We start from the raw sequence: 23806 nt of genomic DNA, 5'->3' as shown, positions 1-23806 counted from the left end.
TGGACATACACACGTACACAGGTTCGGGCGAGGAGCGGTCACAGTGCAGCGCTGGCGTGGCTTGGAGGACATCCCCGAGGACTGGGGACGCAGCGTCGTCACCATCGGCTCCTACGACGGGGTGCACCGCGGACACCAGCTGATCATCGGCCGGGCCGTGGAGCAGGCGCGCGCGCTCGGCGTGCCGTCCGTCGTCGTCACCTTCGACCCGCATCCCAGCGAGGTCGTACGCCCCGGCAGCCACCCGCCGCTGCTCGCCCCGCACGACCGGCGTGCCGAGCTGATGGCGGACCTGGGTGTGGACGCGGTGCTGATCCTGCCGTTCACCACCGACTTCTCGAAGCTGGCACCCGCCGACTTCATCGTGAAGGTCCTCGTCGACAAGCTGCACGCGCAGCTGGTCATCGAGGGCCCGAACTTCCGCTTCGGACACCGGGCGGCCGGCAACGTCGCTCTGCTCACCGAGCTCGGTGCCACGTACGACTACAGCGTCGAGGTCATCGATCTCTTCGTGAGCGGCGAGGCGGGCGGCGGCGAGCCGTTCTCCTCGACCCTGACCCGCCGGCTGATCGCCGAGGGCGATGTGGCGGGGGCCGCCGAGATCCTCGGCCGTCCGCACCGTGTCGAGGGCATCGTCGTGCGCGGCGCGCAGCGCGGCCGCGAGCTCGGCTTCCCGACGGCGAACGTGGAGACCCTGCCGCACACCGCGATCCCCGCCGACGGCGTCTACGCGGGCTGGCTGACGGTGAACGGCGAGGCCATGCCCGCCGCGATCTCCGTCGGCACGAACCCGCAGTTCAACGGCACGGAGCGGACCGTCGAGGCGTACGCGATCGACAGGGTCGGCCTCGACCTGTACGGGCTGCACGTGGCGGTGGACTTCCTCGCGTACGTACGCGGCATGCTGAAGTTCGACTCCATCGACGACCTGCTCGTGGCGATGGCCGCCGACGTGAAGCGCTCCAGCGAGCTGACCGCAGCGTACGAACGGGCCTGAGACCCACCTCCTGCGGTGCGCGCGCCGTCCCACCGAGGCATCGTCGGGGTAGGACCCGTCGAGCCGGGAGGACGTCCGCACCGTGCGTGAACTGCTGTCGGAACTGCGTGACTGGCACGACTCGGGCACGCCCTTCGCCCTGGCCACGGTCGTGGCGGTACGGGGCAGCGCGCCGCGTGCCCCCGGCGCGGTGATGGCGGTCACCGCCGACGGAAGAGTGGTGGGCAGCGTCTCCGGCGGGTGTGTCGAGAGCGATGTGTACGAGGTGGCCACCGAGACACTTGCCACCGGCAGCCCCCGGCTGCGGACCTACGGCATCAGCGACGACGAGGCCTTCGGCGTCGGACTGACCTGCGGCGGCACGATCGACGTCCTGGTCCAGCCCTACACCACGGCGGACGACAGGGACCGGCTGCGCGAGCTCGTCGACACCGTCGCCGCCGGAGAACGGGTCGCGGTCGCGACCGTGGTGTCCGGAGCGGCACCCACCGGCGCCCGCCGGGTGGTCCTGGCCGACCGTGTCACGGGCTCGCTCGGCAGCGAGGGGCTCGACGCGGCCGTCACCGACGACGCGCGCGGACTGCTCGCCCAGGGAGCCACGGGAAGCCACCGCTACGGCGCGCACGGCGAGCGCCGCATGGAGGACGTGACCGTCTTCGTCCAGACGTACGCGCCCGCACCCCGCATGCTCGTCTTCGGGGCCATCGACCACGCGGCTGCCACCGCGAGGATCGGTTCCTTCCTCGGCTACCGGGTGACGGTGTGCGACGCCCGTCCGGCCTTCGCCACCCGGGAACGCTTCCCCACGGCCGACGAGGTCGTCTGCGCCTGGCCGCACACCTATCTGGAGTCGACCGCCGTGGACGCGCGCACGGTCGTCTGCGTGCTGACGCACGACCCGAAGTTCGACGTGCCCCTGCTGGCCGCGGCGCTGCGCACGCCCGCCGCGTACATCGGCGTGATGGGCAGCAGGCGTACCCACGAGGACCGGATCGCCCGGCTGCGCGAGGCCGGGGTGGACGAGGCGGGACTGGCCCGCCTCGCCTCACCCGTGGGCCTGGACCTCGGAGCCCGTACGCCGGAGGAGACGGCCGTCTCCATCGCCGCCGAGATCATCCAGCACCGCTGGGGCGGAACGGGGCGCCCGCTGGGCGAGCTGACCGGGACGATCCACCACCACCGGCCCTGACCCCGCTCCCGGGCATGCCGTCACACGCCGGCCGGGCTCGCCGCGGTCGCCGCCGCCCAGTGGCACGCGACCTGCGTCCGGTCGCCGCCCTCCAGCACCGGCAGATCCTTCGTACGGCACGCGTCCGCGACCCCCGCACGCTCCGCCTCGCCGGAGGCGAGGACCTGGCAGCGCGCATGGAACCGGCAGCCCGAGGGGACCTTCGACGGGTCCGGCGGCTCCCCGGTCAGGATCACCGGCTCGCCGTCGGCCTCCGGCAGCACCGACAGCAGCGCCTGGGTGTACGGGTGCCGGGGTGCCGTGAGGATCTGCTCCACGTCGCCCGTCTCGACGATGCGGCCCAGATACATCACCGCCACCCGGTCCGCGATGTTCCACGCCAGACCCAGATCGTGCGTGACCACCAGCGCCGACAGACCCAGCTCGTCGCGCAGCCGCAGCAGCAGGGCCAGGATCTCGCCGCGCACGGACGCGTCCAGTGAGGCCACGGGCTCGTCCGCGACGATGAGCTCCGGCTCCAGCACCAGTGCGCCCGCGATCACGACGCGCTGGCGCTGGCCGCCGGACAGTTCGTGCGGGTAGCGGAGGAAGAACCGCTCCGGGGGCCGCAGCCCCGCCCGGGCCAGCGCCCCTGCCACGGCCGCCTGTTCGTCCCCCGCGTACCCGTGGATGCGCAGGCCCTCCGCCACCGCGTCGTACACCGTGTGGCGCGGATTGAGGGAGCCGCTGGGATCCTGCAGCACCAGCTGCACCCGCTTGCGGTACGCCTTGAGGGCGCGGCCCGCGTAGTCCAGCGGCTTGCCGCCGAACGTGACCCGGCCCGACGTGGGCGGTACGAGGCCCAGCAGTGAGCGGGCCAGCGTCGTCTTGCCGCAGCCCGACTCGCCGACCAGGGCGACGATCTCGCCGGGCCGGATGTCGAGGTCGACCCCGTCGACGGCGCGTGCCGTCGCCGCCCCGCGCCGGCCCGGGAAGGTGACCTTCAGGGCCTCCGCACTGAGCAGCGGAGCCGGGGGAGTGGTGGTCATGACGTGCTCCTTGCCTTGTCGGCGCCGTCCTGCGGACCGGGCGCCGTGACGGCACCCGGCTCCACCAGCACACAGGCCGCACGCCGGTCCTGCCCGGCGTCCCGCAGCTCCTGGTCCTCGGTGGCGCAGGAGTCCAGTGCCACCGGGCAGCGCGGATGGAACGTACAGCCGGACGGCAGCGCCGACGGGTCCGGCGGGTCGCCCGGCAGACCGCGCGGCGCGTGCCGGGAGGAGAGGTCGCCGATGCGCGGGAAGGCGGCCGACAGCGCGTTGCCGTAGGGGTGCCTGGCGTTCTCGTACACCTGCTTGGCGGGCCCCTCCTCGACGATCCGGCCCGCGTACATCACCGACAGGCGGTCGCAGGTGTCGGAGAGCACCGCCAGGTCATGGCTGATCATGATGAGCCCGAGGTCCTGGTCGGCGACGAGCTGCTCGATCAGCCGCAGGATCTGCGCCTGGATCATCACGTCGAGTGCGGTGGTCGGCTCGTCGGCGATGATCAGCCGCGGGTCGCAGGCCAGTGCCATGGCGATCATCACGCGCTGGCGCTGCCCGCCGGACAGCTCGTGGGGGTAGGCGTCGGCCCGCGCGGCGGGAAGCCCCACCTGCTCCAGCAGTTCGCCCGCCCGCTTGTGCGCGGCGGCCGGGGTGGCCTTCTTGTGCAGCAGGATCGGCTCGGCGATCTGGTCCCCGATCCGGTGCACGGCGTTCAGCGAGTGCATCGCGCCCTGGAAGACGATCGACGCCCCCGCCCAGCGCACGGCGCGCAGCCGGCCCCACTTCATGGTGAGGATGTCCTCGCCGTCCAGCAGGATCTCACCGCTCAGGGTCGCGGACGCCGGCAGCAGCCGCAGCAGCGCGAGCGCCAGCGTCGACTTCCCGCAGCCGGACTCCCCGGCGATGCCGAGTTTCTGGCCCGCCTCGACCCGCAGGTCGACGCCGCGTACGGCGGGGACGGCCGAGTCTCCCGTGCCGTAGGTGATGTGGAGGTTCCTGACGTCGAGCAACGGCTGCCGGGTCTCCGGCTCCGTAACGGTCTCTGTCTTCACAGCGGTCAACGGGTCACCCCCAGCTTGGGGTTGAGCACGGTCTCGATCGTGCGGCCGCACAGCGTGAACGCGAGGGCGACGACCGCGATGGCGAGTCCGGGCGGAGCGAGGTACCACCAGTTGCCGGAGCTGACCGCTCCGGCCTCACGGGCGTCCTGGAGCAGCCCGCCCCAGGAGACGATCGTCGGATCGCCGAGCCCGAGGAAGGCGAGGGTCGCCTCGGTGAGGATGGCCGTGGAGATCACCAGCGTGGTCTGTGCGAGCACCAGCGGCATCACGTTGGGCAGGACATGACGGGACATGATGTGGCCGTGGCCCCCGCCGAGCGCCTTGGAGCGCTCGATGTAGGGACGGGACTCCACGGACAGCGTCTGCGCACGGACCAGCCGCGCGGTCGTCGGCCAGGTCGTCACGCCGATGGCGAGGATCGTCGTCCAGACCGACCGCGACAGCACCGTGGCCAGCGCGATGGCCAGCACCAGGGTCGGCATCACCAGGAACCAGTCGGTGATCCGCATGACGACGTTCCCGTACCAGCCCTTGAAGTGACCGGCCGTGATGCCCACCAGGGTCCCGATGGCCACCGAGAGGAACGCCGCGAGGAGGCCGACGGTCAGCGAGACCCGCGTCCCCCATACGAGCAGGGCCAGCAGACTGCGGCCGAACTGGTCGGTGCCGAGCGGGAACTCGGCGCTCGGCGACTCCAGAGGACCGCCCGGTGCCTGGGTGACGCTCTGCGAGTCCGCTCCCACCAGCAGCGGGGCGAACAGTGCGATGAGCGCGATGACCGCGAGTACGGCAAGGCCGGCGAGGCCCGCCCGGTGGCTGCGGTACTCGCGCCAGAAGCGGGCGGTGGCGACACGCCTGCGGGTCCAGGTGAGGGCGCGCGGGCTGATGGTCTTCACCGCGTCGGTCGTGGTCGTCATCGGCCCACCCGGGGATCGAGGAGCGGATAGATCACATCGGCGAGCGTGTTCATCAGGATCACCGCGGCGGCGAAGACGAAGAACAGCGCCTGCACCAGTGGCAGGTCGGGCACGCTCAGCGCCTGGTAGAAGAGCCCGCCGAGGCCGGGCCAGGAGAACACCGTCTCCACCAGGATCGCTCCCGCCACCGTGTTGCCCAGGTTGACGAAGAGCAGGGTCACGGTCGGCAGCATTGCGTTCGGCACGGCATGACGGCGGCGTACGAGATCGTCGCGCAGCCCCTTCGCCCGTGCCGTCGTCAGGTAGTCGCTGCCCATCTCGTCGAGCAGCGAGGAGCGCATCACCAGCAGGGTGCGCGCGTACTCGACGGCGACGAGGGTGACGACCGGCAGCACCAGGTGGTGGGCCACGTCGAGGACGTAGCCGAAGCCGCTCGAGTTGCCCGATTCCATGCCGCCCGTCGGGAAGAGGCCCGGGATCGGGCCGATACCCACCGACAGGGTGACGATCAGGAGCAGGCCGAGCCAGAACGAGGGCACCGAGTACAGCGTCAGGGCGAAGGCGGTGTGGAAGCGGTCCCCGGCCGAGCCGTTGCGCCAGGCGGATCTGGCGCCCAGCCAGATGCCGATCGCCGTGTAGATCACGAAGGCGGTGCCGGTGAGCAGCAGCGTCGCGGGCAGCGCCTCGGAGATCTTGTCCATGACGGGCGCGCGGAACTGGTAGGACGTGCCGAAGTCCCCGGTCAGGGCCTTGCCGCAGTATTCGGTGAACTGCTGCCAGAGCGGCAGGTCCAGCCCGAATTCCCGGCGCATCGCGGCGATCTGCTCGGTGGAGACCTGCCGGCCGCCCGTCATCTGCTTGACGGGGTCGCCGGGAATCAGACGGAAGAGGAAGAAGCTGGTGACGAGCACGGCGAACAGCGAAACGGCCGCACCGGCCAGCTTGCCCGCCGCATAACGGAGATAGGCGGTCGTGCTGCGGGCACGCGGACTGCGGGCCGACGGCCCGGCCGGAGCCGGGCCGTCGGTCTGCACAGCGTCCACGCCCGCCGCGCTCTTCAGGAGCGCGGGAGTGCTTTCTGTGCTCATGGACTATTCACGGTCTTCCGCGGTGGAACGACGACGCATGGCGAACAGCAGCCCGCCACCGGCGAGGACGACTACGGCGATTCCGACACCGATGAGGACTCCGGTGGAGCTGCCGCTGTCGCCGGACGAATCGCCCGACGCACCGGAGGCCGGGACCGCCGACCACCAGCTCCAGTAACCGTCCTGGCCGAAGATGTTCCCCGCGTCGGAGGGCATCGTCGTGATGGACTTGATCTGGTCGGTGCGGTAGGCCTCGACAGCATTCGGGTACGCCATGACATTCATGTACCCCGTGTCGTACAGCCGCGACTCCATCTGCTTGACGAGGTCAGCCCGTTTGGCGGGGTCGTACTCCGCGAGCTGCTTCGCGTAGAGCGCGTCGTACTGCTTGTCGCAGATGAAGTTGTCGGTCGCCGCCGACTCCTTCGCCTTGGACGGGAGCGCCGCGCAGGTGTGGATCGACATCACGAAGTCGGGGTCCGGGTTGACGGACCAGCCGTCGAAGGCGAGGTCGTACTCGCCCGCGTACCAGGGGTCGGAGACGTTGTCGCGGCAGTCGACCTTCAGACCGACCCCGAGGTCGCCCCACCACTCCTGGAGGTACTTGCCGATCGCCTTGTCGTTCGGGTCCGTGGCGTGGCACAGGATGCGGAAGTCGAGCGGCTTGCCGTCCTTGCCGGCCCGCTTGCCCGCCTTGTTCTTCTTGTAGCCCGCCTGGTCGAGGAGGGCACCGGCCTTCGCCGGGTCGTAGGCGAGCTTCTGCTCGGCCGTCGGCTTCCAGAAGTAGGAGCCGTAGCGGGGCGGGATGTAGCCCTCACCCTCTATGGCGTGGCCCTGGAAGACCTTGTCGATGATGGTCGTGCGGTCGACGGCCATGAAGAGCGCCTGACGGACCTTCTGGTCCAGCAGCGCCGGATGCCCGTCGCCGAACTTCTTGCCGTCCTTGGTCTGCGCGCCGGGGTTGGTGGCCAGTGCGTAGAAGCGTCGGCCGGGGGCGTCGTTCACCTTGATGTTCTCGGCGGTCTTCAGCGAGTCGGCCTGCGCGGGCGTCAGGCTCGGGCTGCCGGCGACGAAGGAAACTTCACCCTTTCGGAGGGCGGCGACGGCTGCGTCCTGGTCCTTGTAGTACCGGAAGACGAGCTCGTCGAACTTGGGCGCGCCCCGCCAGAAGTCCTTGTTGGCCTTCAGCTTCACATAGCTGTCGACCTTGTAGTCCGTCAGGATGAACGGCCCGTTGCCGACGATCGGGAACTTCGTGTCGTTGTTGAACTTCGAGAAGTCGCCGACCTTCTCCCAGACGTGCTTGGGGACGATCGGCACATCCAGCGCCGTCATCGTGGCCTGAGGCTGCTTCAGCTCTATGACCAGCTTGTCCGGACTCGGTGCGGTCACCGTCTTGAAGTTGCCGACGAAGCTGCCGTTCGAGGTGGCGGCGCCCTCGTCGGTCATCATCTTGTTGAAGGTCCAGGCCGCGTCCTCGGCGGTCGCCTTCTTGCCGTCCGACCACTTCGAGTCGTCCCGGATGGTGTACGTCCACGTCAGCTTGTCCGCCGAGGCCTCCCACTTGGTGGCGAGCCCGGGGATCGTGTGGCTGTCCTTGGCGTCGTAGTTGGTGAGGTAGTCGTACATCAGCCGGTGGATGCTCGTGGAGAGCAGCCGCTGAGCGAGGAACGGGCTCAGGGAGTCGACGCTCTGTGCGACCGCGACCGTGAGGGTCGAGTTGCCGTCGGCGGCCTGCGCCTCCTGCGGGGCGAGGCCGAGCGGGTTACCGGGGACGACCGATCCGGCGGCCAGCGCGAAGGCGGCGGCCCCGGAGGCGAGAAGGATACGCAGGCGGCCGCGTGGGCGGGAGGAGCGTGGTGGGAATCTTGTGACCATGGACGTGGACCTCGCGTCATGACTCGCACGGTGAAGGCGGGCAGATCTCTGGTTCGCCAGCTGGTGAAGCGAAGGTTTATCAGCGGCGGTCGAGTCGCGTCAACGGTGGGTCAAACCGCGTGTGGGCTGCGGGAATGCAAGAAGGGCCCGCACCGTGGGAACGGTGCGAGCCCTCATTGGTTTAGACCTCTACTGCCTTACTGCTGAGGCGCTGGCGGAGGCTGCGGCGGGTACTGCTGCCAGCCGGCCGGTGGAACGGGACCTTGCAGTTCGGGCTGACCGGGCTGACTTGCCTGGCCATCGGCGTGCGCGGGTGCCGGAGGCGGGCCGGCCGGGTTCGCCCCCGACTGCGCCTGGGACGGCAGCGACTGCTGCCAGCCGTTCTGCTGCACGGCCGGGCCGGGCTGCGGCGGGTACGGCTGCTGGGGCGCGGCGCTCTGCTGGTGCGGAGGCTGCTGGCCGCCGTACGGCTGCTGGGGGTAGGGCGGCTGGGACTGGCCGGGCTGGGGCTGCGCGGGGTACGGCTGTGCGGACTGTCCGGGATACGGCTGTCCGGGGTACGGCTGCTGGGGCTGCTGGGGTGCGTACTGCTGCTGTCCCGGCGCCTGCTGACCGGGCGTCTGGTGACCGGGCATCGGCGGGGCGTACTGCGGCGGCGGGTTGCTGCCGTCCGACGTCCACAGCCCCTGCTGCTGCTGGGCCCGCTGGAAGTCCTCCGCGACGAGCGCGGAGAGGTGGAAGTACGCCTCGCGGGTCTTCGGACGCATCATGTCGAGGTCGACCTCGGCGCCCGCCGACAGGTGCTCGTCGAAGGGCACGACCACGACACCGCGGCAGCGCGTCTCGAAGTGCTGCACGATGTCATCGACCTTGATCATCTTTCCGGTCTCGCGGACCCCGGAGATGACCGTGAGGGACCGCTGCACCAGGTCCGCGTATCCGTGCGCCGAGAGCCAGTCCAGCGTGGTGGACGCGCTGGACGCGCCGTCGACGGACGGCGTCGAAATGATGATCAGCTGATCGGCGAGGTCCAGCACACCGCGCATCGCGCTGTAGAGCAGGCCGGTGCCCGAGTCGGTGAGGATGATCGGGTACTGCTTGCCGAGGACCTCGATCGCCCGGCGGTAGTCCTCGTCGTTGAAGGCGGTGGAGACGGCCGGGTCCACGTCGTTGGCGATGATCTCCAGGCCGGAGGGCGCCTGCGACGTGAAGCGGCGGATGTCCATGTACGAGTTGAGGTACGGGATCGCCTGGACCAGGTCGCGGATCGTGGCCCCGGTCTCGCGGCGCACCCGGCGGCCGAGCGTACCGGCGTCCGGGTTGGCGTCGATGGCGAGGATCTTGTCCTGCCGCTCGGTGGCCAGGGTCGAGCCGAGCGCGGTGGTCGTCGTGGTCTTGCCGACACCGCCCTTGAGGCTGATGACCGCGATCCGGTAGCAGGAGAGCACCGGTGTGCGGATCAGGTCCAGCTTGCGCTGACGCTCCAGCTCCTCCTTCTTGCCGCCCAGCTTGAAGCGGGCGGCGCTGGAGGGGTTGCGGCTGCTCTTGGCCTTCTGCTTGCCCCGGACCAGCCGGTCGGAGGAGAGCTCCACGGCGGCCGTGTAACCGAGCGGGGCGCCGGGCACGGAGCGCTCGCGCTGGTCGTGGGTGACCGGCGTGGGCCAGGCGGCTCCGGCGCGCGGGTCGACGGGCGGGGCCTGGGGGCCGGGCTGCTGGGGCGGGTAGGCCTGGTGCTGGGCCTGCGGCCGGTAGGGCTCGGGCGGCTGCGGGGTCACCACAGGGGCCGGAAGATTCGGCGTGCCCTGGACCGGCTGCTGCGGGATCTGCGGGTGCTGAGGGATCTGTGGCGGGAGAGGGGCGCCCTGCGCGGGGAACTGCTGCGGCTGGGGAGCTTGGGGTGCCTGAGGGGCCTGGGGCGGGAATCCGTAGCCGCCCTGGGCTGCCTGGGCCTCGCCCTGGCCCGGGGGCAGTTGGGGTGCGCCCTGTCCCGGGTACTGCTGCTGCGGCGTCTGCGGGAACCCGTAACCGCCCTGTGGTGCGGGGGCGTTGGGCTGCAGCGGCTGAACCGGTTGAGCGGGCTGCTGGGGCGCGGGCGCCTGCGGGAATCCGTATCCGCCGGGCGCCTCGTTGGCGGGCGTGGGCGTGGGCGTGGGCGTGGGCGCGGGCGCGGACGCCTGCGCGGGCCACTGCGACGCCGGCTGGGGCGTACCGGGCTGCGGTGTGGCCGGCTGGAACGCGGGCGGCAGCGGCGGGAGGGCGCCCTGCGGGGGCGGCGCGGGGGACCAGGGAGCCGGCACGTTCGACGGCGGCGCGTCCTGGGGCTCCGCGGCGGGCAGGGCTGCGGCGGACGGCGCGTCCTCGGGCACCGCGTCCGTAACGGCGTCAGAGGGCCCGTCGGTCTGCGTCGGATCCGTCGCCTGTACGTCGTCGGAGGCCGACGCGGAGTCCGCGACAGGGGCCGGGTCGGTGTCCGGGTCGGACGAGGCGCCGGAAGCCGGGGCGGACGCGTCAGCGCCAGGCTCCACGTACTCCCCGGAGTCCCCCGTGCCCGTGCCGCTCACCAAAGACGGTTCAGCGGCGGTGTGCCCTGAGTCGTCCCCGGCCGCGTCCGCCGATTCCGACGAGGCGGCAGGAGCCGCGGGCTCCGCCGCACTGCCGGAGCCCTCGGCATGGGAAGCACCCGAAGCCGCGGCTTCGGCCTCGGCCGCCGCCTCGCGCTCCGCGATCTCACGCTTCAGCGAAGCGGCGGAGAACCGCATCGTCGAACCGCTCTCCAGGTCGCCGCCCCCGAACGGGTCGGGGGCACCGCTCGCGCCGTCCGTACCCTCGGGGCCCGCCGAAGCGGAGGCGGAAGCCACCGGACCGGGCTCGGAGGGTGAGGAGGACGGTGCGGGCGCCGTGGCCGGCGCGGGCTCGGCCGGCGCGGGCGGACCCGGCGACCAGTTGGGCTCGAATCCGCCGCCGGACGGCAGTCCGGGCACGGACACCGGCGCCCCCTGCGGCGGGGGAGGCGGCGCAAGGTGCGACCCCGCCCCGCCGGACGAGTCACCCGCCGCGTTCTGGGTGTACCAGGCGGGCGGGGTGTAGTCGATGGTGAACTCACCCGTCATCTCGGCGGGCTCCGCGTCGGACGACTCGTCGACGGGTGTGTTCCATCCCCCGCGGATCTCGTCCCGATCGCCGTTCACTTTGCCTCCTGGTGTGGTCGAGCACCCTTGTGCCGTGGGGGTGGGGGCGACCGTTCCCGTTGTCCGATCCGCCCGGCTCTCCCCCTTGCGACGCGCAGTGCCTGCCCTCAGGTTCCTCTGTCACGCCCCCACCCACCCTAATCGCCATCGGGCGCACTACGGCAGGCCGTACCGCACGGGAAGAACTGTCCGGTAGGTCACGCCCCGCCATCAAGTGAAACAAGTACGGCGGAAAGCGAAGGAAGAAGCGGTCGATTCGTCACACAACAGGACACGGAGCGACCTGGCGAGAGGGTGGCGGCCCGGTGCGGACAGCCTCCCTCCACCCGCGCCATCGCCTACGTGAGGTCGAACTCACCGTCCCGTGCGCCCAGTACGAAAGCACGCCACTCGGCTTCCGTGTACCGCAGCACGGTGTCCGGATCCAGCGAGGAGCGCATCGCGACCGCACCCTTCGGGAGGTGCGCGATCTCGACCCGTTCCTCGACGTCCTCGGTGCCGGGTGCGCTCAGCCACTCCACATCCGAGATGTCGAGAGCGTAGAGCTCGTCCTTTTCCTGCTGGGTGCCCATGCGCACGTCCCTTCGGTCGAACTGTGTCGTTCCCTCGCCATGATCCTGAAAAGCGGCGAGCAGGGGGTGCGAACGAGCCAGGAATCAGTCCATCCTGCGAGCAGAGCCCAGCAGTCCGCTCTCCACGTCCGTCGCGCTGGTCATCACCCAGTGGCGCTCGCGGCCCGCCACCCAGAGCGTGACACCGTCCGCCAGGGTGGGCAGGGCCTCGCTCTCGGCGCGTGCGAGCCCCAGAATCCTGCCGATCTGCTCCGCCTCGGCCGGCGAGACCCGCTGGATGCCCACGAGCGTGGACGCACGCAGCAACCGGGGTGCCACGGGGCTCAGATAGGGCAGCAGCGTCAGCACCGACTGCCACGGCGAGGACACCACACGGCCACGGGGCGGGCGCATACCGCAGTCCCGCACGACGAGCACCGGGCTGCCCACGGTCGCTCCGGTCGGCGGGACCTGGCCCACGTCATGAAGGGAGATGCACTCGAGACCGGCACCCGCGGCCTGCGCCAGCGTGGTCCACGCCTGGGTACGCCCCGTCTCGACCGCCACCCGCGCACCCGTACCGGCAGCGCGAAGTGCCAGCACCTGCGCGGTCCACAGACCGCCGATCAGCAGGACGTCGTACGGTGCCGGCCGATGGAACCCGATCATCTGCGGGCGGCCCTCGGCGTCGTCGCCGATGATCACCCCGTCGTCGCCCACCGGCAACGACAGCGCGCCCAGGTGGTCCGCCGCAAGGGTGTGGCCGGCATGACGGGGACCCAGCAGCCCGCGCCTCGGAGCGATGTGCTTCGTCACTGCGCGCCTCCCAGCGGGAGCGTGGCCAGGACGCCCGGCAGCTGTTCGCGGTCCAGCCGTACGAGGCCGACCCCGGCATGCCGGGCGGCTTGCTCCAATGTCCTTCGGACCCCGACCAGTTCGGTGTCGGAGCCGCCGGTGATCCGTACGTGGCCGCGTACGGACACATGCCCCTGGTGCGTACCGCGGCGCACCGTCAGGCTGAACGTCGTCGCATACGCCGGGACCGAGGTCAGCAGCGAGACCAGCCGCGGCAGCGGAGTGGCTCCGCGGCCCAGTTCGGGCCACCGGTCCACGGCGTACGTGGTGTGCCAGCGGTCGTCGCAGCGCCAGACCCGTGGGGTCTCCATCGTCCGCCGCTGCGCCTGCACGTCCGGGCGGCCCGCACGGGCCGACAGGATGGGGCTGGCACAAGCGGACGTCGCCACGGCGGAGTTGAGCTCGTCCTGGTCCAGTACCGAGGCCCGGAACCCGGCGCCGGTGATACGGCTCGCCACGTGGTCCGCGGCCCGCACCAGGCAGCGCTGCGCTCCTCCGATCCCGCCACCGCGTGCCTCCACGGCCTCCCGGCACAGCTCCGGATCCAGCTTCACCGCCACCCAGGTCATCCGCAGCGCGGGCGCCCCGGTCCGGTCCTGGAGGGGGCCGTACGAGAGCCTGGCCACCGACCGCTCCGGCAGGTGCGGCGCCGGAGCGGGGCGCACCTGCTGCACGAGCTGCGCGGACTCCAGCACGATGTCGTCCACCGAGAGCGCGTCGCCCAGGAGGGACAGCGGCAGCGCTCGCGCGCCCATCGCCTGGCGGAGCGATTCACCGCTCGCCTCGACCCGTACGACCGCGGTCAGGAACGTGCCGTCCCCGACCATGCCCACCGTGCGGCGTGCGCCGTCCACATAGATGTACGGAGCGAATCCCGGCACGTTCTCCGCGACCGGAGCCAGCTGCGGCTCCGTCTCGGCGGGGGGCGCCGCGGCGGTCCGCCTGCGTCGGCGGAGGGACGACACGGTCGACAGCCAGTCCTGCACGGCCCGGCCCCGGCGGCGTACCACCGCGAGAAGGATCAGCAGACAGGCGATCACGCCGGCGGGGATCAGCCACGCGCCGCCGAGCGCGGCACCCACGACGGCGACGGCCAGGGCTGCCTCGACGAGGACCATCTGCCGCAGCGCGGGCCCGACTCGGCTGGTCCTCGAGATCGAGTGGAGTGTGGCCGCAGCGGGGGCGTCCGCCGACTGATGGGGAGCTGTGCCGTCCGACCCGTTGCTGCGTTGCCGCCGGGAAGGGCCGGGCGTTCGGTGGGCAGACCGCCTCGTGCGCTCCCCCGTCGCTGCACCCATCGCCGCGTTGCCCCCTCGTGTCCGTATTTACCGTTTTTTTCACGGGCGTTGATCGGGCGATCACCCTACCTGAGCAGTGAGAGCCAAGTACCAACAGGCATAGTAGGGGTCCCGGTCGGCGGCAGCGGTCCACGGCGGGTGTGGGAACCTGGTCGCCCACTGGGGAGAAGGGGCAGCGCGCACATGGCATCACGGCGGGACGAACTCAATGCCTACACCTTCGCGAAGCGGAGGTTGGTCGCACAGTTCCTGCAGCCCCACCCGTCCGGCTCGGAGGAGGGTGCACCTCGCCCTCTTCGCGCGGTGGTGCCCGGAGTGATCGTCGGCGCGGTCACCCTTGCGGTGTTCGGGGCCTGGGGGATGTTCAAGCCCGTGGCCCCCCAGAAATGGGACACCCCTTACGAGAACGTCATCATCGCCAGCAAGTCCACCACCCGCTATGTGGTGTTGAAGACCGACGGCAAGACACAGCTCCACCCCGTGCTGAACATGTCCAGCGCCAAGCTCCTCCTCGCCCCGGACAAGGGCACCGTCATCAACGTCGACGAATCGGTCCTCGACAGCGGCAAGATCCCGCACGGGGCGACCCTCGGCATCCCGTACGCCCCGGACCGGCTGCCCGACAAGGCCGAAGCCGGCTCCATGAAGCGCTGGGCGGTCTGCGAGCGGCCCGGAGAGGGCGGCAGGGCCATCCAGAAGGCGGCGTTCCTCTTCGCGGAGCGCGAGCAGAAGAAGACCGAGGGCGCGGGCAAGCTGCAGGGCGGCGAGCTGATGTACGTCGAGGGCCCGGGACCGGACAGGACCCGCTACATCGCCGACGCCACGGGCACCGCGTACGCGGTGGAGAAGGACGAGCTGCTGCTGCGCACCCTCGTCGGCCAGGACCGCGACCCCCAGCGGGTGTCCGCCGACTGGCTGGAGACCCTGCACAAGGGGGACGAGGTCACCTTCCCGGCCATCGAGGGAACTCCCGGTACCGACGCGGGTGTTCCGGGGAAGCTGCAGCCCGAGGACAACAAGGTGGGCATGGTCCTCGCGGCGACGTCCGGCACGAGGACCCAGCAGTACGTGGTCCTGCGGGGCCGGGTCGCCCCGGTGTCCGACTTCGTCGCCAAGCTCCTGCTCAGCAGCCGTGCCCTGGTCAACCTCGGTCAGGACGGCAAGGCGAAGCACGTCAGCGCCGGCGCGTTCGAGCCCGGAGCGGCGTTCGGGCAGGAGAGGAACTGGCCCACGAGCGAGCCGACACCCGTCAACTCCGCGAGCACGGAGAGCGGAAGCCGCAACACCGTGTGCAACGTGCTGCGCGGCGTCTCGGACAAGGACGGTGCCAGCACGCTCAGCACCTGGGCGGGCACGGGCTTTCCCGCCACGCTCCCCTCCGGCTCCAGCAGCGCCTACGTCACCCCCGGATCCGGCCTGCTCTTCCGGCAGTTCAAGGGCTCCAGCCCCGACTCCGGGCCCCTCTTCCTGGTGACCGACACCGGTCTGCGCTACGCCATGCAGTCCAACGGCGACAGCGTGCAGGACGACTCCGGCATCGGTGAGTCCGGTACGAAGGAGGAGAAGCAGAGGCAGCAGGAGGCACAGCAGGCGCAGAACCGGCTCGGGTACAAGGACGTCGATCCCGCCCCCGTTCCCGCCGCCTGGTCCACCTTCCTGCCGACGGGCCCCCGGTTGTCGACCGGTGCCGCCCGCCAGCCGCAGGGTTCGTGAGGAGCGACCACGTGACCACGCACCCCTCCTGCCGCCGGCGCCTGCTGACAGCCGCGGCCGCCACTGCCGTACTCCTCGTCACACTGCCGGCGCTGCCCGCCGCCGCGGACGACTCCACCCAGTGCACCTTCCCCGCGAAGAAGTACGTGGGCCGTCCCTGGGCACTGCAACGCGTGCTGATGGACGAACTGTGGGAGCAGTCCACCGGCAAGGGCGTACGGGTGGCGGTCATCGACACGGGCGTCGACGTCAAGAACCCCCAGCTCACGAAGGCCGTGGACACCGGGAGCGGCCGCAACCTGCTGGACAAGAACCTCAAGGACGAGAGCGGCAACAAGCTCGAGCGCGGCAAGGAGAACGGCACCACCGACATCGTCGGCCACGGCACCAAGGTCGCCGGCATCATCGCCGCACGCGAGGCGAAGGGTACGGGCTTCACCGGCCTGGCCCCGGACGCGACGATCATCCCGATCCAGCAGAACGACGCCGAGGGCCACGGGACCGCGGAAACCCTGGCTGCCGCCATCCGTTACGCGGCCGACGAGGCGAACGCGGACGTCATCAACATCTCCCAGGACACCGCCAACGCGGTGAAGCCGACAGCCCTCCTCGAACAGGCGGTGAACGCCGCCCTCGCCAAGGAGATCGTGATCGTCGCCTCCGCGGGCAACGACGGACTGGGCGGCAACGTCAAGGAGACCTACCCGGCCTCCTACGACGGTGTCCTGGCCGTGGCCGCCTCGGACCGCAACAACGAACGGGCCGCCTTCTCCCAGTCCGGAGAGTTCGTGGGCATCGCGGCCCCCGGCGTCGACATGATCTCGACGGTTCCCGGCGGCGGACACTGCGCCGACAACGGCACCAGCTTCTCGGCCCCGTACGTCGCCGGAGTCGCGGCCCTCATCAAGGCCAAGCACCAGGACTGGACGCAGGAGCAAATCGTCGCCCAGATCGAGCAGACGGCGGAACGCTCGATCGCGGGCCACGACCGCCTGGTCGGCTGGGGCGTCGTCGACCCGGTGCGCGCCCTGACCGAGGACGACAAGCCCATCGAGCAGCCGGTGGCACACGAGGGCGTGAGCAAGGGCGAGGCACCCGTCCCTGCCGCACTCCACCTGGGCGAGACGGCGGACGAACGCAACGCCCGGCTGGCGACCTATGTCGTGGTGGGCGGAGGAGTCCTGGTCGCGGCCATCGCGGGTGCCGCAGTTGCCGTACGCGACAGACGACGACGGCAGGGCCGACCGGGCGCCGTGTGACGTCCGGGCGGCCGGTTACGTGAGGGAAGTTACGTGATGGACAAGACAGTTGGACCTGTCAGTGCCATTGGTTAGAGTGATGTTGTGGGGCCAGTGCTGTTCACGTGGGTGCGATAGCAACGCGAAACGGACTGAGCAAACGGGGAATCGGGGAAGGGCAGCAACGTGAGCGAAGGCAACGGGGACCTCCGGCGTGGAGTAGGAGCCCTCGAGCAGTTCCAGAAGCGTGTGAACGCGTTGCTGACGGACCTGGAAGGCTCGGCGGCCGGCAAGTCGAAGGTTGCGGCACAGACGGTGTCGCGTACCTCCTTGAGTGGCCAGAACGCATGCTTCGCGGAGGCGGATGGGCTCTACAGCCAGTACAACCGCGTCCACGAGTCGCTCGTCACGCTCTCGAAGTCGCTGGGCGACCAGATCGAGTACCTGAGCCTCGGCGTGCACGCGGCGGCCGTGGGCTTCGACAACGTGGACGATGACACGCGGCGGCGGTTCTACGAGATCCAGACACGCCTGGACACGGAGCGCGAGAAGGCCGCGGCCGAGAAGACGGCCAAGCCTGAGCAGAACGCCGACAAGCAGTACGACGCGGGATGGGCAGCCGAATGAGCGAACCGAAGAAGCCGGAACCGGGTTCCGAGGCAAAGCCGGAACTGACTCCCGCGGAGCAGGCGCAGCAGGACCAGGAGCGCGTCCAGGGGCAGTTGATCGTCACGGACGTGACGCGCCAGATGCAGGGCGTGATGGAGGCGTTCGGCTTCGGGGGCTCCGGCTCCTCAGGCCGGACCTCCTTCGAGGGCCATGAGCTCAACGCGATGATCGACCTGATCGAGAACTCCAACCCGGAGCACCTCGAGGAGGCGGGTCAGGCACTCCTGAAGGCAAGGACCGCGATCAACGACGCGGCCAAGGAGCTGAGCGACTTCATCAAGGCCGTCGACTGGGAGGGCGAGTCGGGAACCGCCTTCCGCGACTGGGGCAACGGCCTGGTCGCCCACGCCACGAAGCTGGGCGAGTTCGCGCAGACGGCCGGCACGCAGATCACGGTCGCGGGCACGGGCCTCGCCTCGGTACGCAACTCCCTCCCGCCCCGCGACACCCGCCTGAACCGCAAGTCCCCCGACGAGATCGAGACCCCGAAGCGGATCGATGGCAACCCGGAGTACGCGGCGGCGCTGAAGGTCGAGAAGGACCGCCAGGAGGCCATCAACCAGGCGAACCGGCTGGCCTCGTACTACGCGGTCTCGGAGGAGACGCTGGCGGCACAGGAACCGCCGCGGTTCGACAAGCAACTTGATGTTGCGATGCCCAAGCCGCAGGGCTACGTCGGTGAGGGAAGCGGCCCGGCATCGGGAAGCTCCTCGGAAGGCTCAGGCTCCGGAAGCGCCCAAGCCGTAGCGGAGCGTCCGGCTACCGGTGGCCTGGGCTCTAGCTCAGCCGGTGTGCCTCGTGAGGCACCCGGTTCGGTGTCTCCGGTGGTTGGCAACAGCATCTCTACGGAGATCAACAGTGTGGCCACACCGCCAGCCCCCGTGACCACTTCAGGTCCCTCTCCAACTCCTGCTCCCACGGGTCCTGTCGGCCCGGTGGGAGGTCCGAATCTGACACCGCCCATGGCGACCGGTTTCGTGAACCCGGTGACCAACAGCTCCAGGGTGCCCCAGGCAGCAACAGGCGCGCCCAAAGCCGTTGGCCAGACCGGGTTCGGCGGGCCAAGAGCAAGTGGCCCCACGGTCGGCGGCCCTGCGACGAACGGTCGTAGCGGGCCTCCGGTGGGGCGTCCTGCACCTGTGAGCGGGGGCCCAGCCTCCGGACGTGGAGGGCCGCAGCCCCCCACTGCCGGTCGGTCCGGTGTCACTGGCGGCAGGCCCATGGCTGCAGGCCATGGGGGTACGTCCGGAGCTACCGGACCGCGTGTCGGCCGGGCAGCGACCGGCATCGTCGGCGGGACCCCGCAGCGCGCCGTCCCGGGCGGTGCTACGCCAGGGGGCGCTCGTGGTGTCCCGCGCGGCACGGTCATCGGAGCCGGGGGTGCGCCACGACCGGGCGGTCCGGTCGGCGGCGTCGGCCAGCGTGGTGTCGTCGGAGCCGGTGGGTCGAGCAGCGCCTCCCGCCCTGGTGGGCGAGGTACTCCCAGCACCAACGGAGTTGTGGGTACACCCCGCGGCGGCGCTGTGGGATCTGGTGCAGGTTCGAAGGGCTTCACGGCCGGTGGCGCGGGCCTCGTGCGTGGCCCGGCGGGTCGGAGGGATTCCGAGGATGAGGACCAGGACGGGGGCACCCCGCGCCCGGACTACCTGACGGAAGACAGAGAGACGTGGGAGGCCGGCCGGCGTGGAGTCGCACCGCCGGTGATCGAGTAGGTACAGGGAAGGTTCGGAAGTCAGGATGACAGCAGGAATGAGCCAGACCCGGAAGCGCCGTACGCCTCTCGGAACGAGAGGACGCCTGCTCGGCACGATGGCTGTGGCCGCCGTCTGGGGTGTGGGATTCGCGGGGGCTGCTCCATCTGCTGTCGCCGCAGACGCGCAGTCCAAGCAGTGGTACCTCAGCGCAATGCAGGCCGAGGAGATGTGGAAGATCTCCACGGGCGAAGGCGTGAAAGTTGCTGTCATTGACTCCGGCGTGAACTCGTCGACGGCGTCCCTGAAGGGTCAGGTCCTCAAGGGATTTGACGCTACAGGCGCTGAGGGTGACGAGTACGACGACTATCGCGGGCATGGCACCACCATGGCTGAGCTGATTGCTGGAACAGGAGCAGGCGGGGGCCTTCGAGGCCTCGCTCCAGATGTGAAGATTATTCCGGTGCGGATCACCGATACCGAATTCCAGAATGAGCATTCGGTGAATGCGAATGACACTGCAGATGCTATCCGAGCTGCAGCAGATAGTGATGCGCAGATCATTAATATGTCATTCGCCAGTGATTTTGCAGGCCGAAAAGAACGAGAAGCTGTCGAGTACGCGCAGGGCAAGGGGAAGTTGTTTTTTGCGGGCGTGGGGAACAACGCCGAGGAAAGTAATAAGGATCAATATCCAGCCGCGTACCCGCAGGTTGTTGGTGTCTCCTCGGCAGATCGGGATGGCAAGGTCGCCGAGTACTCCCAAAACGGGAACATCGTAGATATCGCTGCCCCAGGTAACGACATCCCGTACTGGTGCGACGAGACCTTCCGGAAATACTGCGACGGAGACGGCGGAACGAGTGCAGCGACCGCCATCGCTTCCGCTTCCGCAGCCCTGGTGTGGTCCGCCCACCCGGACTGGACTGCAAACCAGGTCCTCAATGTACTTTTTGACACCGCTGGCCGGGACTGGGAAAAGGGCACGCTCAGCAAGTACCTCGGTCACGGCCTGATCCGCCCCTCCATGAACATCCTGAAGGGCAAGGGAACTCCCGGCGCCCCGGACATCAGCCCTCTCACCAAGGAGAAGACGTCCGGTTCCGCGGGCTCAGCCGCCCCGTCTGCACCAGCTTCGTCACAGCCTGACAAGAAAAAGAAGGCTGACGACGCTGCCCTGGCAGGCTCCAGCTCCGAGAACGACGACAGCCAACTGGGCCTGATCCTCGGCGGAGTGGCGGTCGTGCTCGTGCTCGGCGGCGGCGCCTTCGCGCTCGTGCGCAAGCGCCGTACCGCCTGACTGACCGTAGTTCCTCATACGCACCGCCCGGTGAGATTGCCGGGTCGAACAAGAGAACCAGGAAGGAAGCCAGAACTATGGCAGATCAGAAGCTTTCAGATGACAGCCTCCTCAAGCTCGAGGGCGAGCTCACCAAGCGGTTCGAGTCCGTCAGGGGCCAGCTGAAGACGCTGCAGGCGACGATCGACAGCCTGGAAGGCGCGTGGAAGGGAATCGGCGCCACCGCCTTCAACGCCAAGCAGGCTGACATCAACCTCAAGATGGGCAACATCGCCACCCGGTTGGTCAACTTCCAGGAAGCGATCAAGGCGGCCCGGACCATCTCGGGCAACACCGAAGACGAGATCAAGCAGGCCCTCCAGGGCGTGGACGTCGTCGCCGGCCACTCCGGGGGTACCGAGGCCAGGACCTCGGCAATGAACAACTTCTAAGCCTTCTTACCCGTACCGCGTACGGGCCATCACACCTAACTAGATTGAACTGGAGGACCGTATGTCGACCAACGACGGCACGATGGTTGTCACTTACGCGAGCCTGGAACTGGCCGCGTCGGACATCGACAGGCAGGGCAGGCAGCTTCAGGAAGACCTTGCCTCCATCAAGCGGATGGTTGCCAGCGTTTCCGAGCTCTGGGTGGGCGAGGCCAAGTCGGCGTACGACACCGCGCAGGCCGGCTGGGACCGCGACGCCACCGGGATTCAGACGGCCCTGGCCGAGATCTCCCGCAAGGTGCGCGACGCCGGTACCGCCTACCAGGCCGGTGACAAGCGGGCGCGGGCCAACTTCGAGTAGGACTCGCAGCAGAGAACAAACAGGTCAGGGTGGGCACGCACGGGAGGTGCCCACCCTGACCTGTGTCGTGAGGCCACTGCCACTGCCACGGCCACTGCCACGGCCACTGCCGGTGCGGTGCAGAGAGGTATCCAGGCCCGGCCGGTCAGGAACTCCGGGCGCCTCGGGCAGCTTCGCCGCCCGGTGGGCAGCGGCTGAGCGTGGCCGACGGAGGGCCGCCGTTCGGCGTCTGTTCCAGGCGGTCACTAACCAGCGAGGCCGGACGGATGGTGATCGCTCAAAGGATGGCCTGGATACTCGCCCGAGGCTCATGCGGGCCGCGGGCCTCCAGCGTCCGGCTGAGGACGAGGTTGGTGGTCGTGCTCCCGAACTCGGCCAGCGCGTCGACGATCTCCTCGAGGTGGGCCATCGACGTGGCTGCCACCTTCAGGACGTAGCAGTCGTCCCCGGTGGTGCGCAGGCACTCCAGGATCTCCTGGCGCTCCCCGAGCAGCCTGCGTAGCGGTTCGTGGCGGTTCCCCGGGTACTTCAGCCGTACCACTGCCAGCACCGCATAGCCGGCCCTCTCCAGGTGCACCTGCGCCCGGTAGCCCGTGATCACCTCGGTCGCCTCCAGGCGCCGCACCCGCTCCGTCGTCGCCGACGCGCTGAGGTTCACCCGCCGGGCCAGCTCCGTGAACGCGATCCGGCCGTCCCGCTGAAGCTCATCCAGGATCGCCCAGTCCGTGGAGTCAAGATTCTCGGTCATCCGTCCAGATTACCGGCGTATCCACGGGCCAACTGTCCCTGAACAGGCAGGAATCTCTTCTGGCGGCCCCGGTGGCCTGGCTAGGCTGATCTGCATGAAGATCGGGGTCAACGTCCTCAATTTCGGGCCCGGTACCGACCCGGGAGCCCTGCGGAACTGGGCTCAGACCGTGGAGGGCCTGGGCTTCGACCTGCTGATGGTCTCTGACCACATCGCCATCACGCCCGACGTCGCCGCGCAGTATCCGGCGCCCTTCTACGAGCCCTTCACCACCTTGTCCTGGCTGGCCGGCCTCACCACCCGGGTGCGGCTCGGTACGACAGTCCTCATCGCTCCTTACCGGCATCCGCTGCTCACCGCCCGGATGGCGGCCAACCTGGACGAACTGAGCGGTGGCCGTCTGGTCCTCGGCATGGGGGTGGGCTGGGCACGGCAGGAGTTCGCCGCCCTCGGGATTCCCTTCGAACGCCGTGGGCGACTGACCGACAGTCACCTACGGGACATGCGGGCGGCCTGGGCGGACACCGCCGACTACGGGAAGCGGAGGATCCCGGTGTGGGTAGGCGGCAACAGCGACGCGGGACTGCGCCGCGCCGTGCAACTCGGGGACGCATGGCACCCGCTGCGCTGCACCATGCCGTGGCTGTCCGAAGCCGCGGTCAGGCTGAAGGCGTCAGCCGAGGAGCAGAACCTTCCCGTGCCCGCCCTGGCACCCCGGATTGCTCTCAGACCCACTGCGGCTCCGGTCAGCGGACCGCAACGACTCGCCGGGGAGGGCACGATCGACCAGATCATGGACGACCTCGAACAGCTGCGGTTGCTGGGAGCCGAGACCGTTGTCCTCGACCCCTACAACGGCGACCCCCGCGAGACCTGCCACCCGCAGGCGGCGCGACAAGCACTCGCCACAGTGGCCGCGCACTTCCACCGACCCCTCCCTGCGACGGAGCAGTCATGACCACACCCGACGACCACGCCCTCCTGAGACAGGCCATCGCGCTCGCGGCCACGGCACGCGAGGGCGGTGACCCGCCGTTCGGGTCGCTGCTGGCGGGCCCGGACGGCACCGTGTTGGCCGAGGAACACAACACGACCCTGACCGACAAGGACATCACGGCGCACCCGGAGCTGAAGCTCGCGAGGTGGGCCGCGCGGGAGCTGGACCCGGCCACGGCGGCGGGCACCACGATGTACACCAGCTGTCAGCCGTGCGGGATGTGCGAGGCAGCCATCCAGCGGGCCGGGCTACGGAGGGTGGTGTACGCCCTGTCCAACGACCAGCTCCTGGACATCAGGCCGGGGAGTGGCCAGCCTCCCGTGCCACAGCACGGTCCCGCGCTGCTCGACGAGGTACGGGCCGTGGTCGAGGGGTACTACCGCTGAGCACTGTCCATCCCCCGGGTGGTGGCCGGGTGCCGGGCGGCCCTCCGTCACGACGAAGCCCATGACCTGGGCAGAACCTGCAGCCGTTACGAGAATGCCGGGCTTCCGGAGTCTCTCCCGTCCCCGGCGCAGCCCCACACGCCGAGGCGGGCGGGGACACCCGCCACAGGCCCCCCGTCCCCCCCCCCCGCCAAAAGCGCCACCTCCAACCCGTACCCCGCCCAC

General features: G+C 69.9%; 21 protein-coding genes. 11 read left to right on the top strand and 10 right to left on the bottom strand.

Features of this window, described 5'->3' with window-relative positions:
- Positions 1-43: 43 nt before the first annotated feature.
- Positions 44-997 carry a bifunctional riboflavin kinase/FAD synthetase gene (locus tag ACFQ6X_RS33490; protein ID WP_383187307.1) on the top strand — a complete coding sequence of 318 codons (954 nt, stop codon included), beginning with the start codon at positions 44-46 and terminating at the stop codon, positions 995-997.
- 82 nt (positions 998-1079) lie between these two features.
- The gene (locus ACFQ6X_RS33485) at positions 1080-2186 is read left to right on the top strand and encodes an XdhC family protein (RefSeq protein ID WP_383187304.1); all 1107 of its coding nucleotides are present in this window, start codon (positions 1080-1082) and stop codon (positions 2184-2186) included.
- Between the two features lie 20 nt (positions 2187-2206).
- On the opposite strand, the gene ACFQ6X_RS33480 is transcribed toward ACFQ6X_RS33485, so the two are convergent.
- The 9 genes from ACFQ6X_RS33480 to eccE all read right to left on the bottom strand — a co-directional run bounded on the left by ACFQ6X_RS33480 (position 2207) and on the right by eccE (position 14047).
- Complete coding sequence (locus ACFQ6X_RS33480; protein WP_383187302.1) at positions 2207-3214, bottom strand: oligopeptide/dipeptide ABC transporter ATP-binding protein; 1008 nt, start codon at positions 3212-3214, stop codon at positions 2207-2209.
- Positions 3211-4272: an ABC transporter ATP-binding protein gene (locus ACFQ6X_RS33475; RefSeq protein WP_383187300.1), complete on the bottom strand. Its 1062-nt coding sequence runs from the start codon at positions 4270-4272 to the stop codon at positions 3211-3213. The genes ACFQ6X_RS33480 and ACFQ6X_RS33475 overlap by 4 nt, the downstream gene beginning before the upstream one ends.
- Positions 4269-5189 (bottom strand): ABC transporter permease, encoded by a 921-nt coding sequence (locus ACFQ6X_RS33470; RefSeq protein ID WP_383187297.1) that lies wholly within the window; start codon positions 5187-5189, stop codon positions 4269-4271. The genes ACFQ6X_RS33475 and ACFQ6X_RS33470 overlap by 4 nt, the downstream gene beginning before the upstream one ends.
- Positions 5186-6277, bottom strand: coding sequence for an ABC transporter permease (locus ACFQ6X_RS33465; RefSeq protein WP_383187294.1), 1092 nt, complete (start codon positions 6275-6277; stop codon positions 5186-5188). Before ACFQ6X_RS33465 ends, ACFQ6X_RS33470 begins: the two co-directional genes overlap by 4 nt.
- 3 nt (positions 6278-6280) lie before the next feature.
- Positions 6281-8155 (bottom strand): ABC transporter substrate-binding protein, encoded by a 1875-nt coding sequence (locus ACFQ6X_RS33460; RefSeq protein ID WP_383187291.1) that lies wholly within the window; start codon positions 8153-8155, stop codon positions 6281-6283.
- A gap of 197 nt (positions 8156-8352) precedes the next feature.
- Complete coding sequence (locus ACFQ6X_RS33455; RefSeq protein ID WP_383187288.1) at positions 8353-11343, bottom strand: SCO5717 family growth-regulating ATPase; 2991 nt, start codon at positions 11341-11343, stop codon at positions 8353-8355.
- A gap of 338 nt (positions 11344-11681) precedes the next feature.
- A complete protein-coding gene (locus ACFQ6X_RS33450) occupies positions 11682-11915 on the bottom strand; it encodes a DUF397 domain-containing protein (RefSeq protein ID WP_383187286.1) in 234 nt (77 codons plus the stop codon).
- An 84-nt stretch (positions 11916-11999) separates the two neighbouring features.
- Positions 12000-12710: a hypothetical protein gene (locus ACFQ6X_RS33445; protein WP_383187283.1), complete on the bottom strand. Its 711-nt coding sequence runs from the start codon at positions 12708-12710 to the stop codon at positions 12000-12002.
- Positions 12707-14047: a type VII secretion protein EccE gene (gene eccE, locus ACFQ6X_RS33440; RefSeq protein ID WP_383187281.1), complete on the bottom strand. Its 1341-nt coding sequence runs from the start codon at positions 14045-14047 to the stop codon at positions 12707-12709. The genes ACFQ6X_RS33445 and eccE overlap by 4 nt, the downstream gene beginning before the upstream one ends.
- A 183-nt stretch (positions 14048-14230) precedes the next feature.
- On the opposite strand from eccE, the gene eccB reads away from it, so the two are divergent.
- The 7 genes from eccB (at position 14231) to ACFQ6X_RS33405 (ending at position 21450) form a co-directional block, all read left to right on the top strand.
- Complete coding sequence (eccB, locus tag ACFQ6X_RS33435; protein WP_383187278.1) at positions 14231-15760, top strand: type VII secretion protein EccB; 1530 nt, start codon at positions 14231-14233, stop codon at positions 15758-15760.
- 11 nt (positions 15761-15771) lie between these two features.
- On the top strand, positions 15772-17019 hold the full coding sequence (gene mycP / locus ACFQ6X_RS33430; RefSeq protein WP_383187275.1) for a type VII secretion-associated serine protease mycosin: 1248 nt from the start codon (positions 15772-15774) through the stop codon (positions 17017-17019).
- A gap of 165 nt (positions 17020-17184) precedes the next feature.
- Entirely contained in the window at positions 17185-17625 is a 441-nt protein-coding gene (locus ACFQ6X_RS33425; protein WP_383187273.1) for a hypothetical protein, read from the top strand.
- On the top strand, positions 17622-19379 hold the full coding sequence (locus tag ACFQ6X_RS33420) for a hypothetical protein (RefSeq protein WP_383187271.1): 1758 nt from the start codon (positions 17622-17624) through the stop codon (positions 19377-19379). The genes ACFQ6X_RS33425 and ACFQ6X_RS33420 overlap by 4 nt, the downstream gene beginning before the upstream one ends.
- Positions 19380-19404: 25 nt before the next feature.
- Complete coding sequence (locus ACFQ6X_RS33415; RefSeq protein ID WP_383187269.1) at positions 19405-20658, top strand: S8 family serine peptidase; 1254 nt, start codon at positions 19405-19407, stop codon at positions 20656-20658.
- Positions 20659-20735: 77 nt separating this feature from the next.
- Positions 20736-21089, top strand: a complete 354-nt coding sequence (locus ACFQ6X_RS33410; RefSeq protein WP_383187266.1) for a WXG100 family type VII secretion target — start codon at positions 20736-20738, stop codon at positions 21087-21089.
- A gap of 61 nt (positions 21090-21150) precedes the next feature.
- Positions 21151-21450, top strand: a complete 300-nt coding sequence (locus ACFQ6X_RS33405; protein ID WP_329206812.1) for a WXG100 family type VII secretion target — start codon at positions 21151-21153, stop codon at positions 21448-21450.
- A gap of 277 nt (positions 21451-21727) precedes the next feature.
- On the opposite strand, the gene ACFQ6X_RS33400 is transcribed toward ACFQ6X_RS33405, so the two are convergent.
- On the bottom strand, positions 21728-22198 hold the full coding sequence (locus ACFQ6X_RS33400) for an Lrp/AsnC family transcriptional regulator (protein WP_383187263.1): 471 nt from the start codon (positions 22196-22198) through the stop codon (positions 21728-21730).
- Positions 22199-22292: 94 nt separating this feature from the next.
- On the opposite strand from ACFQ6X_RS33400, the gene ACFQ6X_RS33395 reads away from it, so the two are divergent.
- Both ACFQ6X_RS33395 and ACFQ6X_RS33390 read left to right on the top strand, forming a co-directional pair.
- Entirely contained in the window at positions 22293-23156 is an 864-nt protein-coding gene (locus ACFQ6X_RS33395; protein ID WP_383187260.1) for a TIGR03619 family F420-dependent LLM class oxidoreductase, read from the top strand.
- The gene (locus ACFQ6X_RS33390; RefSeq protein WP_383187259.1) at positions 23153-23581 is read left to right on the top strand and encodes a nucleoside deaminase; all 429 of its coding nucleotides are present in this window, start codon (positions 23153-23155) and stop codon (positions 23579-23581) included. The genes ACFQ6X_RS33395 and ACFQ6X_RS33390 overlap by 4 nt, the downstream gene beginning before the upstream one ends.
- The last annotated feature ends 225 nt before the right edge of the window (positions 23582-23806 follow it).

The organism is Streptomyces sp. NPDC056452 (assembly GCF_042796085.1).
Classification (GTDB): domain Bacteria; phylum Actinomycetota; class Actinomycetes; order Streptomycetales; family Streptomycetaceae; genus Streptomyces.
This window is presented reverse-complemented; position numbering and strand designations above follow the sequence as displayed.